This window comes from Oceanospirillum sp., assembly GCF_048265165.1.
In the GTDB taxonomy this organism is placed as follows: domain Bacteria; phylum Pseudomonadota; class Gammaproteobacteria; order Pseudomonadales; family Halomonadaceae; genus Oceanospirillum.
In genome coordinates this window covers 464,496-479,008 of record NZ_JBLXCD010000003.1, presented here as the reverse complement: position 1 = coordinate 479,008, position 14,513 = coordinate 464,496, and the positions used below count along the sequence as shown (strand labels likewise).

General features: G+C 50.0%; 15 protein-coding genes and 3 tRNA genes. 12 read left to right on the top strand and 6 right to left on the bottom strand.

What is annotated here, in order from left to right:
- Window positions 1-5: 5 nt before the first annotated feature.
- Window positions 6-872, bottom strand: coding sequence for a metal ABC transporter permease (locus ACN0R8_RS09255; RefSeq protein WP_417596785.1), 867 nt, complete (start codon window positions 870-872; stop codon window positions 6-8).
- A 15-nt stretch (window positions 873-887) separates the two neighbouring features.
- Window positions 888-1,613 (bottom strand): ATP-binding cassette domain-containing protein, encoded by a 726-nt coding sequence (locus ACN0R8_RS09250; RefSeq protein ID WP_417596784.1) that lies wholly within the window; start codon window positions 1,611-1,613, stop codon window positions 888-890.
- A 99-nt stretch (window positions 1,614-1,712) separates the two neighbouring features.
- On the opposite strand from ACN0R8_RS09250, the gene ACN0R8_RS09245 reads away from it, so the two are divergent.
- Genes ACN0R8_RS09245 through ACN0R8_RS09235 form a run of 3 tightly spaced genes read left to right on the top strand, consistent with a single transcriptional unit; the run spans window position 1,713 to window position 3,810 of the window.
- Window positions 1,713-2,696, top strand: coding sequence for a zinc ABC transporter substrate-binding protein (locus ACN0R8_RS09245; RefSeq protein WP_417596783.1), 984 nt, complete (start codon window positions 1,713-1,715; stop codon window positions 2,694-2,696).
- Between the two features lie 25 nt (window positions 2,697-2,721).
- A complete protein-coding gene (gene folE2 / locus ACN0R8_RS09240) occupies window positions 2,722-3,618 on the top strand; it encodes a GTP cyclohydrolase FolE2 (RefSeq protein ID WP_417596782.1) in 897 nt (298 codons plus the stop codon).
- Window positions 3,619-3,627: 9 nt separating this feature from the next.
- Window positions 3,628-3,810 (top strand): hypothetical protein, encoded by a 183-nt coding sequence (locus ACN0R8_RS09235; protein WP_417596781.1) that lies wholly within the window; start codon window positions 3,628-3,630, stop codon window positions 3,808-3,810.
- Here ACN0R8_RS09235 and ACN0R8_RS09230 read toward each other — a convergent pair.
- The 4 genes from ACN0R8_RS09230 to ACN0R8_RS09215 form a co-directional block, all read right to left on the bottom strand.
- Complete coding sequence (locus tag ACN0R8_RS09230; protein ID WP_417596780.1) at window positions 3,807-4,412, bottom strand: hypothetical protein; 606 nt, start codon at window positions 4,410-4,412, stop codon at window positions 3,807-3,809. The genes ACN0R8_RS09235 and ACN0R8_RS09230 overlap by 4 nt on opposite strands.
- A gap of 4 nt (window positions 4,413-4,416) precedes the next feature.
- On the bottom strand, window positions 4,417-6,525 hold the full coding sequence (gene mnmC, locus ACN0R8_RS09225; protein WP_417596779.1) for a bifunctional tRNA (5-methylaminomethyl-2-thiouridine)(34)-methyltransferase MnmD/FAD-dependent 5-carboxymethylaminomethyl-2-thiouridine(34) oxidoreductase MnmC: 2,109 nt from the start codon (window positions 6,523-6,525) through the stop codon (window positions 4,417-4,419).
- Between the two features lie 330 nt (window positions 6,526-6,855).
- A complete protein-coding gene (locus tag ACN0R8_RS09220) occupies window positions 6,856-7,155 on the bottom strand; it encodes a YciI family protein (RefSeq protein WP_417596778.1) in 300 nt (99 codons plus the stop codon).
- Window positions 7,156-7,207: 52 nt separating this feature from the next.
- Window positions 7,208-7,777, bottom strand: a complete 570-nt coding sequence (locus ACN0R8_RS09215; RefSeq protein ID WP_417596777.1) for a septation protein A — start codon at window positions 7,775-7,777, stop codon at window positions 7,208-7,210.
- 215 nt (window positions 7,778-7,992) lie between these two features.
- Here ACN0R8_RS09215 and ACN0R8_RS09210 point away from each other — a divergent pair, with 215 nt between their 5' ends.
- From ACN0R8_RS09210 to nadA, 9 genes are all read left to right on the top strand, one after another.
- A complete protein-coding gene (locus tag ACN0R8_RS09210) occupies window positions 7,993-8,856 on the top strand; it encodes a PHP domain-containing protein (RefSeq protein ID WP_417596776.1) in 864 nt (287 codons plus the stop codon).
- Between the two features lie 186 nt (window positions 8,857-9,042).
- The gene (locus tag ACN0R8_RS09205; protein ID WP_417596775.1) at window positions 9,043-9,663 is read left to right on the top strand and encodes an L-threonylcarbamoyladenylate synthase; all 621 of its coding nucleotides are present in this window, start codon (window positions 9,043-9,045) and stop codon (window positions 9,661-9,663) included.
- Window positions 9,664-10,056: 393 nt separating this feature from the next.
- Complete coding sequence (locus ACN0R8_RS09200) at window positions 10,057-10,959, top strand: segregation and condensation protein A (protein ID WP_417596774.1); 903 nt, start codon at window positions 10,057-10,059, stop codon at window positions 10,957-10,959.
- Window positions 10,949-11,875 carry an SMC-Scp complex subunit ScpB gene (gene scpB / locus ACN0R8_RS09195; RefSeq protein WP_417596773.1) on the top strand — a complete coding sequence of 309 codons (927 nt, stop codon included), beginning with the start codon at window positions 10,949-10,951 and terminating at the stop codon, window positions 11,873-11,875. Before ACN0R8_RS09200 ends, scpB begins: the two co-directional genes overlap by 11 nt.
- A gap of 72 nt (window positions 11,876-11,947) precedes the next feature.
- Window positions 11,948-12,748 carry a 23S rRNA pseudouridine(2605) synthase RluB gene (gene rluB / locus ACN0R8_RS09190; protein ID WP_077243365.1) on the top strand — a complete coding sequence of 267 codons (801 nt, stop codon included), beginning with the start codon at window positions 11,948-11,950 and terminating at the stop codon, window positions 12,746-12,748.
- Window positions 12,749-12,831: 83 nt separating this feature from the next.
- A tRNA-Lys gene (locus ACN0R8_RS09185) sits at window positions 12,832-12,907 on the top strand.
- Between the two features lie 52 nt (window positions 12,908-12,959).
- A tRNA-Lys gene (locus ACN0R8_RS09180) sits at window positions 12,960-13,035 on the top strand.
- 58 nt (window positions 13,036-13,093) lie between these two features.
- Window positions 13,094-13,169: transfer RNA gene (locus ACN0R8_RS09175), tRNA-Lys, on the top strand.
- Between the two features lie 273 nt (window positions 13,170-13,442).
- Window positions 13,443-14,480: a quinolinate synthase NadA gene (gene nadA, locus ACN0R8_RS09170; RefSeq protein ID WP_417596772.1), complete on the top strand. Its 1,038-nt coding sequence runs from the start codon at window positions 13,443-13,445 to the stop codon at window positions 14,478-14,480.
- Window positions 14,481-14,513: the final 33 nt, after the last annotated feature.

Sequence of the window (14,513 nt, the reverse complement as noted above, 5' to 3'; positions counted from 1 at the left end):
GGGCTCTAATCCTTGCTTGTGTCAGTGAGGCCGAGTTGTTCTGATGTACGAGATGGCATCATACGGGCTAACAGAGCGTCTGTCTTTTGGATCAGGCTTTTAAACAGATTTAGCAGAACAAAAAGAGCGGCGATCACACAGACGATGGTTGGGCCTGTGGGGGTATCCAGGTGATAAGAACCTGTCAGTCCGGCTATATTTGCGAAAACACCGATAAGTGCAGCGATCAGAGCCATCGCTTCAGGTGTTTGGCTGAAAGGGCGCGCGGTGGCTGCTGGGATAATTAACAGAGCTGCGATCAGAAGAACACCAACGACTTTGATGGCAACGGCAACAACGATGGCAAGAGCGAGCGTCAGCACAAGCTGCTCCCGTTGAGGTGAAATGCCGCTGGCTCTGGCCAGGTCAGGGTTTATAGTGGCCAGTAGCAGGGCCGACCAGCGGTAGCCCACCATGATAAGCACCAAGAGTGCACCTCCCCAGATAATCGCCAGATCAAGCTTGCCAACCGCCAGAATATCACCAAACAGATAGGCCATCAGGTCAATACGTATTCCGTCCAGAAAAGAAACAGCGACCAAACCGATGGCCAATGCTGAGTGCGCCATCACCCCCAGTAAGGTATCCATTGCATAACTGCGTCCACTGAGCAGTGACACGGTAACGGCCATCAGTAATGTGATCAGCAGTACTCCAGCAAAAACCGGCGTGGACAGGGCCAGAGACAAGGCAACACCTAACATGGCGGCATGGGCGGTGGCATCGCCAAAGTACGCCATACGTCGCCAAACAACAAAACAACCCAGGGGAGCGGCTGCCAGAGAGACTCCGATACCGGCCAGTGCTGCTCTGATAATAAAGTCATCCAGCATGTTTAATCTCCTGATTCATGAAAGCTGGGAATCTGTCGCCGGGGAATGAGGGTGATGACGATAGAGAGCAAGGGTGTCAGCATCATCATCTAAACCAAACAGGGACTTGAAGGTGTCTGAGCTGCCGACATCCTCCGGCTTGCCCTGGCAGCAGATCTGACCGTTCAGACAGATCACCTGGTCTGACTGGCGCATAACCACCTGAAGATCATGGCTAACCAGTAAAATGGCGCAGTTAAGTTTCTGACGCAGTTGATTCAGCTGGCGGTAAAAGTCTGCGGTACCCTTGCGGTCCAGCCCTTGGGTAGGCTCGTCCAGTAATAATAGGTTCGGGTCCGTCAGCAGTGCCCTAGCCAGCAATACCCGCTGTAGCTGGCCGCCGGACAGGCTATTCAATTGCTGATTTATCAGGCCGGAAGCCCCCGCTTCTGATATCGCATTTTGCAGACGTTTTGCGGATATTTTATGGGGTAACTGCAGAAATCGTTTGACGGTCATGGGCAGCGTTTCGTCAATATGCAAGCGTTGCGGGACATACCCAATGGATAACTCCGGGGCTTTTATCAGAGTACCTGTTACAGGTGTTATTGCCCCAATCAGTGTTTTAAGTAAGGTGGATTTCCCTGAGCCATTGGGGCCAATCACCGTGATGATGCGGCCTTTTTCAACCTGAAGGCTGATCGATTTCAGAATCAATTTGTTGCTAATTCGGACATCAATATTACAGGCTTCAATCAGCATCTATGATCCTTAGGTTTTTAATTCTTAAGTTATGTTATAACATAACATTAATAGTTTCACGTTTTAACCCTAAATAGCGTTCACCGGAGAACCTTTCTGATGCCTCGTTCATCTTTTATTGCGGGCTTTTTTTTAAGCCTTATATCTTTTAGCAGCTGGGCCTCAACTCCGAAAGTTGTTGTTGATATTGCGCCTCTTCATTCATTGGTCAGCCAGGTGATGAAAGGGGTTGAGCAACCTAAGCTGTTGATTCAGCCTGAAGCATCACCCCATCGATACAGCCTGAGGCCTTCGGAAGCGAAGGCACTGTCAGAGGCCGACGTTGTTTTTTGGATCAGCGAAGATCTTACACCCTGGCTGGAAAGCTCGCTGCAGAATCTGGCACCTTCAGCCCACAAAGTTGAGATGCTGGAGCTGACAGAGACCGTCCGGCATGGATTCAGACAGGGGGCGACTTTCGAGGCTCATAGCCACCATGACGACGACGGAGATGAAGACCATCATTCGGATGGGGTGCATGATGAACATCACGACGAAGAAGCACACCATGAACATCATCACGGTCAATATGATCCCCATACCTGGTTAGATCCGGTGAACGCCAAGGTATGGGCTAAGGATATTGCCCAAAACCTGTCTGAGGTTGACCCCGAGCATGCCGCTCTTTATCAGCGTAATGCCGCAGAACTAGTGACCTCTTTAGATCAGCTGATTGTGTCCATGAATAAACGGGCAGAGCAGCTTAAGGGGATTCGCTTTATCGTTTTTCATGATGCTTACCAGTACCTTGAACGCCGTTTTGGCTTAATGGCCGCCGGAGCTATCTCTCTGTCCGATGCTTCAGATCCCAGCCCGGCCCGGATCCGGGAGATCCAAAACAGGGTTGCAGAGTGGGGTGTACGCTGTGCTTTTACGGAACCCCAATATAACCCCCGGATGGTGAGCACTGTTTTTGAAGGCTCCACCGTAGAAACAATAGGGGTGATGGATCCTCTGGGAGCTGATATTAATGACCCGACTGAACATTACTTCAAATTATTAACACGACTGATGACGGCACTTGAACAGTGTCAATCAAAGTAATCCTTTTTAACCTATAAGGCATAACATGAATCAGGAATTGCCCGATGTAGCGCGTCATCAGCTTTCAAATATACGTACGCCCCTTGAGTGGGTCGGTATGAGCGGCATTGATATCCCTTTGAGTCTTTCCGAGCCGGAGGGCTCTGCACCGCTTCATGCTTCTGTTGCAGCTCAGGTGAATCTGCCGGATGTGACGGTGAAAGGTATCCATATGTCACGTATCTACAGGATGCTGGATGGGTTATCACAGCAAGATAGCGTGACCTCTGCAGATTTGAAAACGGTACTGGAACAGATGGTCATCAGTCATAGCGACTGCGGTACAGATAGTGCACGGCTGGTGATCGGGTTTAAAATGCTTGCCCGGCGGTCGGCACTCAGTACGCCCGGGCTTGCAGGTTGGAAAGCCTATCCGGTTAAAATCGAAGCGGTTCTGCAGCAGGGCGTGTTGCAGCTCAGTGCTGCGGTTCAGATTGAATACTCCTCCACCTGCCCCTGTTCTGCCGCCCTGGCCCGACAGCTGATTGCCAGTCACTTCAGGGAGCGTTTCTCTGGCGAGCAACTGACAACGGAAGTGGTTTCTGATTGGCTGGAGACCCATGCAACTTACGCAACCCCCCATAGTCAGCGCAGCGTTGCTTCTGTTCAGGTGTCGTTAGACGCTGCTGAGGAAGGTTTTGGCCTGATGCCTCTGATCGACCGTACGGAGCAGGCTTTAGCAACCCCAGTGCAAACGGCGGTTAAACGGGCTGATGAGCAGGCTTTTGCACTATTGAATGGTCAGAACCTGATGTACGTTGAAGATGCTGCCCGTCGTATACAGGAAGCACTTTCCGAAGGCTATCAAGGGATTGAGGTGAGTGTCAGACACTTAGAGAGCCTGCATCCCCATGATGCTGTGGCCTACACCAAAGGCTTTTAAGGAGTATGTATGGGTTCTGATAAGCGAACAAGTGGCGACAGCGGGGGCGATGCAAGCTTGCCGTATCAGGCTGATTCTGGGCGGTACTGCTATCACTCCCAACGGTATGACTGGTGTACAAAGACTGCTTCCGGTGATCTGGATCATGTGAGTGCCGGACGTCTGAGGCTGAGCTCTGCTGTGGAGGGTTAGCGATTCAGTGTGTAGCGGTAGATGTGAGACTGGTAGAAGTCTGCCAGAACCTGCCGCTCTTGTGCTTCAAACCCTGGCAAGGCAAAGCAGATGCTGATCAACTGCAGCGGCCATGGGCTACTTTGATTCGTGCTGCTCAGGGCTGTGTTTTGATTCTCTGCTGCCAGCTGCTTAGCCAGTTTTTCCATCCCTTTAGGGTAAAGGTAGGTGAATAAAATATCGCCTTTGTACAGCGATATGGGAAGGGCTTGGGACAAAAAGTTTTTCCGGTAGATTGTCACGTTTCTCAAAAGGAAAAAACGGGCAAGCAGATAGCTCGTTATCCAAGGTATAAATGACATTTCGTAACCGATTACCCGGGCGTTCGGGTAATGATGGGCAAGTTTAAATAGCAGATGTCCCCAGCCTGAGCCGCAGTCGATCAGCGTGAGTGTCTGTTGGTTATCCGGTGCTGTCCGCTCCAGCATTTCAAATACGGCTCTGTGAGCTTTCCGGGAGCTGGGCATAGGGCTGATACCCGCCCGTAAACTCCCGATCAGTATGCTTATTGCCACTAACAGTGTCAGTAGGATCAGAATAAACTCTAGTGCAGTTCCTGACATCGGCTTACAACCGACCCCGAATCAGACCGCGAATAATAAAGCGACTGGGTTGCAGAGCGTTGACCAGTTCCCGTTCCAGTGGCATAGGTTGCTCTGCGATGTAAGCGGCCAGTACCTCGGCACATAAGGGGGTGCTGGCTAAGCCCCGGGAACCATGCCCGGTATTCAGCCATAGGTTCGGGTAGTATGCCGGTGCTGCATCCGGTACTTTTGTTGCGTCATGGCGTAGTAGAGCAAAGCGTTCCAGCATGGTTTCATAAACCGGCACCGGGCCGGTGAGCGGTACATAGTCCGGGCTGGCACAGCGGAAACCTACCTTGCCGTTCAGCGCCTCGGTATCGACTCCGGCTTCCTTAAGCTGGCTGGAAAACTTCGGCATCGCCTGTCGCATTAACTCAAGGTTGTGCTGCTGGTCGCTGTCGCGCAGTTCGGTTTCTTCATCTTTCAGGTTGAAACTTGCTCCCAAACACAGGGCGTTGTCGATCGCCGGGGCGATATAGCCTTCATGGCAGATGACGGTTTTCAGTTCCGGTGTTTGTGCTTGGGTTGCCAGATAGGTGGTCTGACCACGAATCGCTTTAGTGGGCAGCCATGAGGTTTGGGCAAAATGTTTGGCGCTGGCAGCACAAGCGATTACTACCTGATCGGTGCTGAGTAGGCTTTCACCCGCTTTGTCCATTAGCTGCCAACCGGTTTCTGTATCCTGCAGCTTATCCACAAACTGCCCCGTGATCAGGCTGATATTCCGATGCCGGCTAAGCTGTTGGCAGATCAGATTCGGTCGCGCCCAGCCCGCTTTCGGAAACCAGAGGCCACTGTGATGCAAGGGGGTGCCGCTTAGCTCAGATGCTTCTGCTGCTGAAACCGCCTGCAGCAGCTCCAGTGGGAACTGATTACGGGCCATAAAGCTCTGCTGGCGCTTCACCTCTTTATCGGTATGAGCCATCTGGAGCACGCCACAGGGTTGCCAGATAAGCTGGGTAAAATCGGTCTCAGTGAGCCGGTTCTGAAGTACAGCAAAATAATGACGGGAAAACTCAAAACCACTGAGATAGAAACGGCTATGGGCAGAGGGTTCTGTGCCAAGCTTAATGTAGAGCACGCCCTGGCGGTTACCCGAGCCTTCCTGTCCTGCGCTGTTGTGTTGCTCGATCAGACTGACCTGAAACCCCTGCTGCGCCAGAGCATAAGCGGTTGTTGTACCTGCGATACCGGCACCGATCACGGCGATATGCTCTTTGCTCTTGGCGCTTTTTTTACCAGCGGCGTGATGCAGGGGAAAACGGAACCAAGGTGTCTCCTGCCAGGGGGTTGCCAAAGGTAAAGGTTCTACCGGAATCACATCCGGTGCCGGATTAACGCTTTGTACTGGGTTGCCTTCGGCATCCAGAATCAGCTCACCACACACCATATGGCGTTTGCGGCCAAAGCCCTTCACCTTATGCACCTCAAAACCAGCACCTTTTAGCCCGTTACGCACGATACCAGCAGCGGTAAAAGTGGCGACCGTTGTGCCGTGACCGCTCAAGCGGCGGATCGCCTGAAACAGCTCTGGTGTCCACATCTCTGGGTTTTTGGCGGGGGCAAAACCATCCAGAAACCAGGCATTTACGTTGGCTTCAAGAGCGGAGAAGCATTCGCTTGCATCACCCTGCAGTAACGTCAGCTGTACCCGGCCACTCTCAAAGTGGCGACGGTGGAACCCTGGGATCGGGAGCGGATAAGCCGCGATTAACTGGTCCGCAAGAGGTTTTAGCCCAGGCCAAAGGGCAAGGGACTGCTCAAGGTCGCTAATGTTTAGGGGAAATTTCTCGACAGAAACAAAGTGCAGGCGGGCGTCCTCTGGAGCAAATTGTATAAAAGCCTGCCAGGTACAGAGGAAATTCAGACCGGTACCAAATCCGGTTTCAGCAATCACAAAGGGACGCAGGGCAAACTCAGCATCCTGCCAGCGTTCCGGCAAGCCATTGTGTTGCAGAAAAACATAGCGGGTTTCATCCAGACCACTGGCTTTGGAAAAATAAACATCATCGAAAGCCTGAGAGATCGGCCGTTGACTTTCGTCCCAGTGAAGCTTGGCCTGGTTCAGAGTTTGGTAGTGATTATTCGCCATAGATGTGTGGTCCGGGTTGGAGTCTGTCGTTTTGTTCGATAAGTGAAAAGCAGGTCTTAATTCAGGAATCGTCGCGAGGATTAAAACGGTTGGTGCTGGTTAAAAAATAGACAATCTGAGTCTCTGCTATACCGCACAACCGTTTGCGCTTCCTATCCTGCTTAGATCCACAAAGTTATCCACAGAAACTGTTGGAAAAGTTAAAAAAGTTCAGAAATTCATGTGGTTAACTCGTGGCTCTGGAAGGCAAAAACGGGCGCAAAAAGCAAACCCGTTTTTGAAACTTCTTTACCTTTTCAGCCGGTTAGTCGCAGGCTGAGGCATGTTTTGTTAAGGGAGAACTTTGCGGAATGGCTTAACGGTGACTTGTTCATAAACACCGGCAGCAAAGTAAGGGTCTGCATTAGCCCACTCCTGAGCATCTGTCAGCGTTGCAAATTCTGCAACAACCAGACTACCGGTAAAACCTGCATCACCGGGGTCGTTACTGTCGATGGCCGGGTGTGGGCCAGCCAGAATCAGGCGGCCTTCATTCTGTAGTTGTTGCAGGCGCTCAAGATGAGCTGGACGAGCTTCCAGTCGTTGTGCCTGAGTGCCTTCTTTATCCTGGCAAATAAACGCGTAAAGCATAGCTTGTATTCCTCTGTCGTTTGCAGTGCCGCCGAATCTTTTGGCTTCGGCTTTAGGGGAGTTCTTTATTCTCTTCACTGACGGGTTGATCATCGGTTTTAATATGCCGGGTCAGCCAAATGCCCTGAATAATAATGAACGCCAGTGTCAGTCCTAACATACCGAATAGTTTAAAATTGACCCAGGTTTCTTCACTGTAAAAGGTAAATACCGCAATATTAATTGCGCCCATAGCCAGAAAGAAGATGATCCAGTAGGCATTCAGTATATTCCACTGAACAACAGGCAGGCTGATTTGGCTCTCCATCATACGCTGGATCAGTGGTTTTTTTCCGATCACATAACTACCGAGAAAAGCACCGGCAAACAGCCAGTTAACTACGGTAGGTTTCCACTGGATAAAACTTTTATCCTGTAGTAGCACGGTTGCTCCACCCATCACAATAATAAGAACTAAAGTCACTACGTGCATCTTTTCGATCTTACGGGTTTTAAACCAAGAGATGGCGATCTGAATAATGGTCGCGGGAATCAGAACGGCGGTGGCCAGAATCATATCCTTGGTGTAGTGGTAAACACCAAAGAAGATGGCAATTGGGAAAAAATCTAAGAGTAATTTCATGGTGTTATAGACGAGAGTCTTTCATACTCAGTTAGGAAGAGATCTGAAGGATTCGCTTATCAGATCTCTAAGGGTTTTAGTTTGAGCAATCTTCGCACGTTGAGCTGTTATTTTACAGTAATGCCCTCAAATAAAGGCTGTTCCGCTTGTGTCTTTGAATGACTTATTATCAGGTGCAGGAGCATTTTGAGTATTTTTTCTGAAAAAGGTTTTCCATGAACGCATATTGGTCCGGATTTGATCTGCACAGCCATTCTACCTGTTCTGACGGTCGGCTCTCGCCAACGGAGTTGGTGCAGTTGGCCTCCAGTGAAGGTGTACATACTTTGTCCCTGACTGACCACGATACGGTGCAGGGGATTCCCGAGGCCCGTCAGGCTGCTTTAAAAGTAGGTATTGATCTGATCGCTGGTGTTGAGATATCGACCACCTGGAGTGGTTGTAATGTTCATATTGTGGGGTTGAACCTGGATATTGACCATCCTGTGCTGATTGCCGGTTTAAAAGAACAGCAGGCTGCGCGGCGCAAAAGGGCAGAGATTATCGCTGAAAAACTCAGTACTTTGGGGGTTGAGGATTTTCTGGGTAAGGCTGAAGCAAAGGCAAATGGCGCTGAGCTCGGACGACCTCATTTTGCTCAGGTACTGGTGGATGAAGGTGTGGTTTCCAATATGCCGGAAGCCTTTAAAAAGTATCTGGGGGCGGGTAAAAAAGGTGATGTGAAAAGCCTTTGGCCGACGGTGGATAAGGCTGTTGAGTGGATTAAAGCTGCGGGTGGTGTTGCTGTGGTTGCTCACCCATTACACTATAAAATGACAAATATGAAACGCCGAGCCTTGCTGAAAGCTTTTAAAGACGCAGGAGGGGAAGCCATGGAGGTGGTATCCGGTGCTCAGCAGTCCAGGGATCAAACCAACTATATGGCGCAGCTGGCGAAAGAGTATGATTTAGTGGCCAGTGCAGGCAGTGACTTTCATTTTCAGACCCAGTGGCAGAAACCGGGGAAAATGAATCATCTGCCTGAAACAGTTAAGCCGGTCTGGCTACTCTGGCAAAATGCACAGCATCAGGCTGAGTAAGAGCCTGAGCATAGGTTTGCTTGAGAAAATATAGCTGTTTCTTGAGAAAATAAAGTTGCTTGCTTTGGGGTGCCCTTAGCCAGCAAAAAACAATGCAATTGTTTTAGTGAATAAAGCGTGTCATAGGCTTGAGTGGATTAAGCATGACGACATGTTATGAGTACAACGATAGATGAGGATGTGACCATGAGCCAATTTTTTCAGATTCATCCGGATAATCCTCAGGAACGCCTGATCCGTCAGGCGGTTGAGATTATCCGCAAGGGAGGGGTAATTGCTTACCCGACGGACTCCGGTTATGCCCTGGGTTGTCACCTTGGTGATAAGAAGGCGGTCGAGCGCATCAAGCGTATCCGACAGCTGGATCAGAAGCATAATTTTACACTGGTGTGCGGCGATCTGTCAGATATCTCCACTTACGCTAAGGTTGATAACAGCTTGTACCGTTTGCTGAAGGCCCATACACCGGGGCCTTATACTTTTATTCTGGATGCCACGACGGAGGTGCCGCGCCTTCTGTTGCATCCAAAACGTCGTTCCATCGGGGTACGTATTCCGGAGCATGCCATTACGTTGGCTCTGCTGGAACATCTGGGGGAGCCTATTATGAGTACCACTCTGATTTTGCCGGATGACGAGCACCCGCAGACCGACGCATATGAAATTCGTGATGTACTGGAGCACGCTCTGGATCTGATCATCGATGGGGGGGCCTGTTCTATGGAAGTGACCTCTGTCGTTGATGTTCGTGAGATGCCGCCGGAGATTATCCGTGTGGGTAAAGGGGATGTTAGCGTCTTTGAGTAATCTCTGTTCTCTGGCGTAAAAGCCCTTTGCCACTTGATTTCAGGTCTCAGGGCTATTTTATCTATGATGGGCTCTGGTGATCTGGCTGGAGTCTTTTTGTATGTTAGAATGCGCTATAATTTATTATCACACTCACCTCTTTAAACTGCTTTCCGGCCTGGATTATTCATGATCGGGAGGGCAGTACATCACTGGGAGACAGACGGCCGGGATGGTTGACTGCAGCAGATATGTATCCTCGCTGGCTCTGATGACTTATCAGCTGAATTTGCTGAGGTGTTATGGCGCTTGTAGTTTTAGATCTTTCCGGTCAGTTCTGAGCGTTTCTATCCGTGTCGTAGCCAGGCTATCTGATAAAAAATGGAACATCTGTAAATACGGAGTGTTTAGCCTTTGTCCATAGCCGTTGAACCTGAACAGCTTGATTTCTGGGCGCGTATTGGTGATGAAACAGTAACCGAGCCGCCACAGGATCTTTATATTCCTCCGGAAGCGTTGCGGGTTTTCCTGGAAGCTTTTGAAGGTCCGTTGGATCTGCTTCTTTATCTGATTCGTCGTCAGAACTTGGATATTCTGCGTGTAAACGTCGCTGAGATCACCCGTCAGTACATGGAGTATGTGGATCTGATGCGTGACCTGCAGATCGAACTGGCTGGTGAGTATCTGGTTATGGCGGCACTGCTGGCAGAGATTAAATCCCGCAGCTTACTGCCGCGGCAACATGAAGAGCTGGAAGATGAAGATGATCCGACAGCAACTCTATTGCGTCGCTTGCAGGAATACGAGCAGCTGAAAGAGGCCTCTGAGAAGCTGGATGCCCTACCGCGGGTTGAACGAGATGTGACGCCGGTTCAGCTGACCGCTCCCGAATTTGAGGTTTATCGCGCGCCGCCGGAAGTGGATCTGCAGGAGATTCTGATGGCGATGGCTTTAGTCGTTCAGCGTGCCGAGCTGCAGACTCATCATCATATTGAGCTGGAGCCACTGTCCACCCGTGAGCGGATGAGCCAGATTCTGGATAGTCTTACGGAGGATCGTTTTTATCCGTTTGAAAGCCTCTTTACTTTGGAGGAAGGGCGTATGGGGGTTGTAGTGACCTTTCTGGCTATTATGGAACTGATCAAAGCGCGCTCTATTGAACTGGTACAGAATGAGCCGTTCAGTCCGATTCATGTTCGCCCCCGTATTCTGAATGAGGCTGGGCCTAACGGCGTCCTGGAGACTGACGGTGAATTTGAAGAAGGTGATACAGGCTTTGAAAGCCAGAAGTCTGAAGAGGTAGCAGATGAAAACTGAGCAGCTGAAACCGGTTATTGAGGCTATTTTAATGGTGTCGGATCAGCCTTTGGCGCTGGATCAGATTGCCGAGCTGTTCGACGATTATGAGCGTCCTTCAAAAAGCCTGCTGATAGATGTCTTGCAGCAATTAAGTGCAGACTACTTGGGGCGAGGTATTGAGCTGATTGAAGTGGCCAGTGGTTGGCGTATCCAGGCCCGGAAGGAACATGCAAACCGCATTGCACGGCTTTGGACTGAGCGCCCTCAGAAGTATTCCCGTGCGCTACTGGAAACGCTGGCATTGATCGCTTATCGTCAGCCCGTAACCCGTGGGGATATCGAAGATATTCGGGGTGTCAGCGTCAGCAGTTCTATTATGAAGACACTGCTGGAGCGTGAGTGGGTACGGGTTGTCGGTTACCGGGATGCTCCGGGCCGTCCTGCGATGTACGCGACGACCCGGCACTTTCTGGATTACTTTAATCTTAAAACACTGGATGAGTTGCCTACTCTTAATGTAATTCGGGAGCTTGGCGACAAAATGCAGGAAGAGCAGCAACAGGCGATCGCCGATGAAGAGGCACAGATGCTGGCTGCTCAGGAAGAAAAACGTCGTCAGATGATGGAAGAAGCCCAGGCTGAGATGGAAGCGCAGGGTGTGGTTGCTGAGTATGACGATGAAGAGGCTGATGATGTTCAGGATGTGGATCTTGATGATCTGCCGGAAGTGCTGACCTTCTCAGAGCTGAGTCAACGTTTTGATGAGCGCCTTAGTCAGAGGGCATTGCAGGAAAGCCAGGCCGGTGTGTCTGATAATAATATGCCAGGTGAGCCAACAAATTCAGAGGGTGTTGTTACTGATGCAGCGCCCCATGATAAAACAGAACAGGTTGTATCGGTGGATGAATTGCCGCTGATACCGGATAGTGAATAAAAGGTTAATTCTGTGAAAGATATCAACGAAGTAAAAACTGAGAAATTACAAAAAGTTCTGGCCCGTACCGGTATGGGCTCCCGTCGGGAGATGGAACGCCTGATTGAGACGGGTGAAGTGGCGATTAATGGTCAGACCGCTAAGTTGGGTGATCGCGTCTCTATCAATGATCGTGTGACTGTACATGGCCGTCTGGTAAAACTGGTGGCGGAAGAGGAGGTGCCGCGCCGGGTAATTATGTACAGCAAACCAGAAGGTGAGCTTTGTACCCGACATGATCCACAGGGTCGCCGCACTGTTTTTGATCGCTTGCCGAAGTTAAAAGGTGAGCGCTGGATCTCCATTGGTCGTCTGGATATTAACACCAGCGGCCTATTGTTATTCACCACGGACGGTGAGTTGGCAAACCGACTGATGCATCCGTCTCAGCAGGTTGAGCGTGAGTATGCTGTGCGTGTTATGGGGGATGTAAAACCTGAACATGTTAAAGCGATGGTAGAGGGCGTTATGCTGGAGGATGGCATGGCAAACTTTACCGATGTGCAGGAGTTTGGCGGTGAGGGTATTAATACCTGGTTTCATGTGGTGATCATGGAAGGCCGCAACCGTGAGGTTCGCCGTCTGTGGGAGTCTCAGGGGCTGACTGTAAGTCGCCTTAAGCGTGTGCGTTATGGCAGTATTTTCCTGGATAAGCGTGCCCGTGCTGGTGAGTGGATCGAGCTGACTCAACAGGAGATCGATCAGCTGTCTGAGATGGCGGGTCTGGAAAAACGTCGTGTGAAAGGCAGTATTGATAGCCATGACCGCATCGAACGCCAGCGTAAAAAGACTCGTGCTATTCGTAGTGTGAATAAAAACCACCGGCCGAATTAAGTTTCTGATAAAAAACAAAAAAAGAGTTTAAAAAAGGGGTTGCGCATCCTAAAAAGCTGCGTATAATGCGCCCCAAGTTGAATGGGTCGTTAGCTCAGTTGGTAGAGCAGTTGGCTTTTAACCAATTGGTCATAGGTTCGAATCCTATACGACCCACCAATTCAACTTATCTATCTTACTGATAGTTAATCGTTTATTTTCAGTAAGGCGTGGGTCGTTAGCTCAGTTGGTAGAGCAGTTGGCTTTTAACCAATTGGTCATAGGTTCGAATCCTATACGACCCACCATTTTACTTGCTGGCTTGGTATCCTGCGTTGTCACGTATTTATCAAAGCCATGAGTATCGGGTCGTTAGCTCAGTCGGTAGAGCAGTTGGCTTTTAACCAATTGGTCATAGGTTCGAATCCTATACGACCCACCAGATTCTAAAAAATCCCGCATCTGCATGCGGGATTTTTTTTGCCTGAAATTTATTCTTCTTTTTACGTTATCCACAGATACTTTTCTTAAATAAGCACCCGATAGCAGCTGAAAGCTTCATCTGTTGTCAGAGTTTTGTGCTAAAATTTACGGCCATCTTTTTGTTTGATTGCAGCTTCGCCTGACTGATCTCTGTCCGCAGCTTTATGTATGGTGTGACAAGTCGAGGGTATGCGAGGTTGCTGAAATCTTTACTATGAGTTGAATTCAGCCCATGACTATGCAAGCAGACCAGGCACTGGTTCGGGAACACCTGTCCAATCTGGGAACACCGGAAGAACTGAACGCTGAGAAGAAAGCAGAGCTTACGGCTCGTATCAAGCAGCTTCTGATAGCGCAGAATGCAGTTCTTGTTGCGCACTACTACTGTAGTCACGATATACAGGCTTTGGCCGAAGAGACCGGCGGCTGTGTAGCAGATTCTCTGGAGATGGCACGCTTTGGTGCTAATCATGATGCTAAAACACTGGTGGTGGCTGGTGTTAAGTTTATGGGCGAAACGTCTAAAATTCTGAGCCCTGAAAAGCGTGTGCTTATGCCAACTCTGGAGGCGACCTGCTCTCTGGATCTGGGTTGCCCTGTTGATGAGTTCAGTGCTTTCTGTGATCAGCATGCTGACCGTACCGTTGTTGTATATGCAAATACCTCTGCTGCAGTCAAAGCCCGCGCTGATTGGGTGGTAACATCCAGTATCGCCCTTCAGGTTGTCGAACACCTGAAAGATAAGGGCGAGAAGATTATCTGGGCTCCTGATAAGCATCTTGGGGGTTATGTGCAGCAGAAGACCGGCGCGGATATGATTCTTTGGGATAGCGCCTGTATTGTTCATGAAGAATTTAAAGCTAAGGGTGTGCTGGATCTGAAAAAAGTGTACCCGGATGCGGCCATTCTTGTGCATCCTGAATCCCCGGCGGCTGTCGTGGAGCTGGCGGATGTAGTCGGGTCAACATCTCAGTTGATCAACGCTGCTAAAGATATGGCGAACGAGACGTTTATCGTGGCCACCGACCGGGGCATCTTCTACAAGATGCAGCAATTATGCCCGGAAAAAACCTTTCTGGAAGCTCCTACAGCCGGCAATGGCGCCACATGCCGTAGTTGCGCGCACTGCCCCTGGATGGCAATGAATGAGCTGGAGTCACTGGTACATGTATTGGAAACTGGTGATCAGGAGGTTTTTGTCGATGCCGAACTGGGTGAAAAAGCGATGCAGCCTTTGACCCGGATGCTGCAGTTCACTGCCTCCAAGTAAAGCGGTTTCTGAGCTGATCATTACTGATCAATG

Coding starts and splice junctions, on each gene's coding strand:
- mnmC (WP_417596779.1), bottom strand. CDS start 6,525: ATGGCGAATAATCACTACCAAACTCTGAACCAGGCCAAGCTTCACTGG.
- rluB (WP_077243365.1), top strand. CDS start 11,948: ATGGGCTCCCGTCGGGAGATGGAACGCCTGATTGAGACGGGTGAAGTG.
- ACN0R8_RS09250 (WP_417596784.1), bottom strand. CDS start 1,613: ATGCTGATTGAAGCCTGTAATATTGATGTCCGAATTAGCAACAAATTG.
- ACN0R8_RS09220 (WP_417596778.1), bottom strand. CDS start 7,155: ATGCTTTACGCGTTTATTTGCCAGGATAAAGAAGGCACTCAGGCACAA.
- ACN0R8_RS09245 (WP_417596783.1), top strand. CDS start 1,713: ATGCCTCGTTCATCTTTTATTGCGGGCTTTTTTTTAAGCCTTATATCT.
- ACN0R8_RS09255 (WP_417596785.1), bottom strand. CDS start 872: ATGCTGGATGACTTTATTATCAGAGCAGCACTGGCCGGTATCGGAGTC.
- nadA (WP_417596772.1), top strand. CDS start 13,443: ATGACTATGCAAGCAGACCAGGCACTGGTTCGGGAACACCTGTCCAAT.
- ACN0R8_RS09205 (WP_417596775.1), top strand. CDS start 9,043: ATGAGCCAATTTTTTCAGATTCATCCGGATAATCCTCAGGAACGCCTG.
- ACN0R8_RS09210 (WP_417596776.1), top strand. CDS start 7,993: ATGAACGCATATTGGTCCGGATTTGATCTGCACAGCCATTCTACCTGT.
- scpB (WP_417596773.1), top strand. CDS start 10,949: ATGAAAACTGAGCAGCTGAAACCGGTTATTGAGGCTATTTTAATGGTG.
- folE2 (WP_417596782.1), top strand. CDS start 2,722: ATGAATCAGGAATTGCCCGATGTAGCGCGTCATCAGCTTTCAAATATA.
- ACN0R8_RS09230 (WP_417596780.1), bottom strand. CDS start 4,412: ATGTCAGGAACTGCACTAGAGTTTATTCTGATCCTACTGACACTGTTA.
- ACN0R8_RS09215 (WP_417596777.1), bottom strand. CDS start 7,777: ATGAAATTACTCTTAGATTTTTTCCCAATTGCCATCTTCTTTGGTGTT.
- ACN0R8_RS09235 (WP_417596781.1), top strand. CDS start 3,628: ATGGGTTCTGATAAGCGAACAAGTGGCGACAGCGGGGGCGATGCAAGC.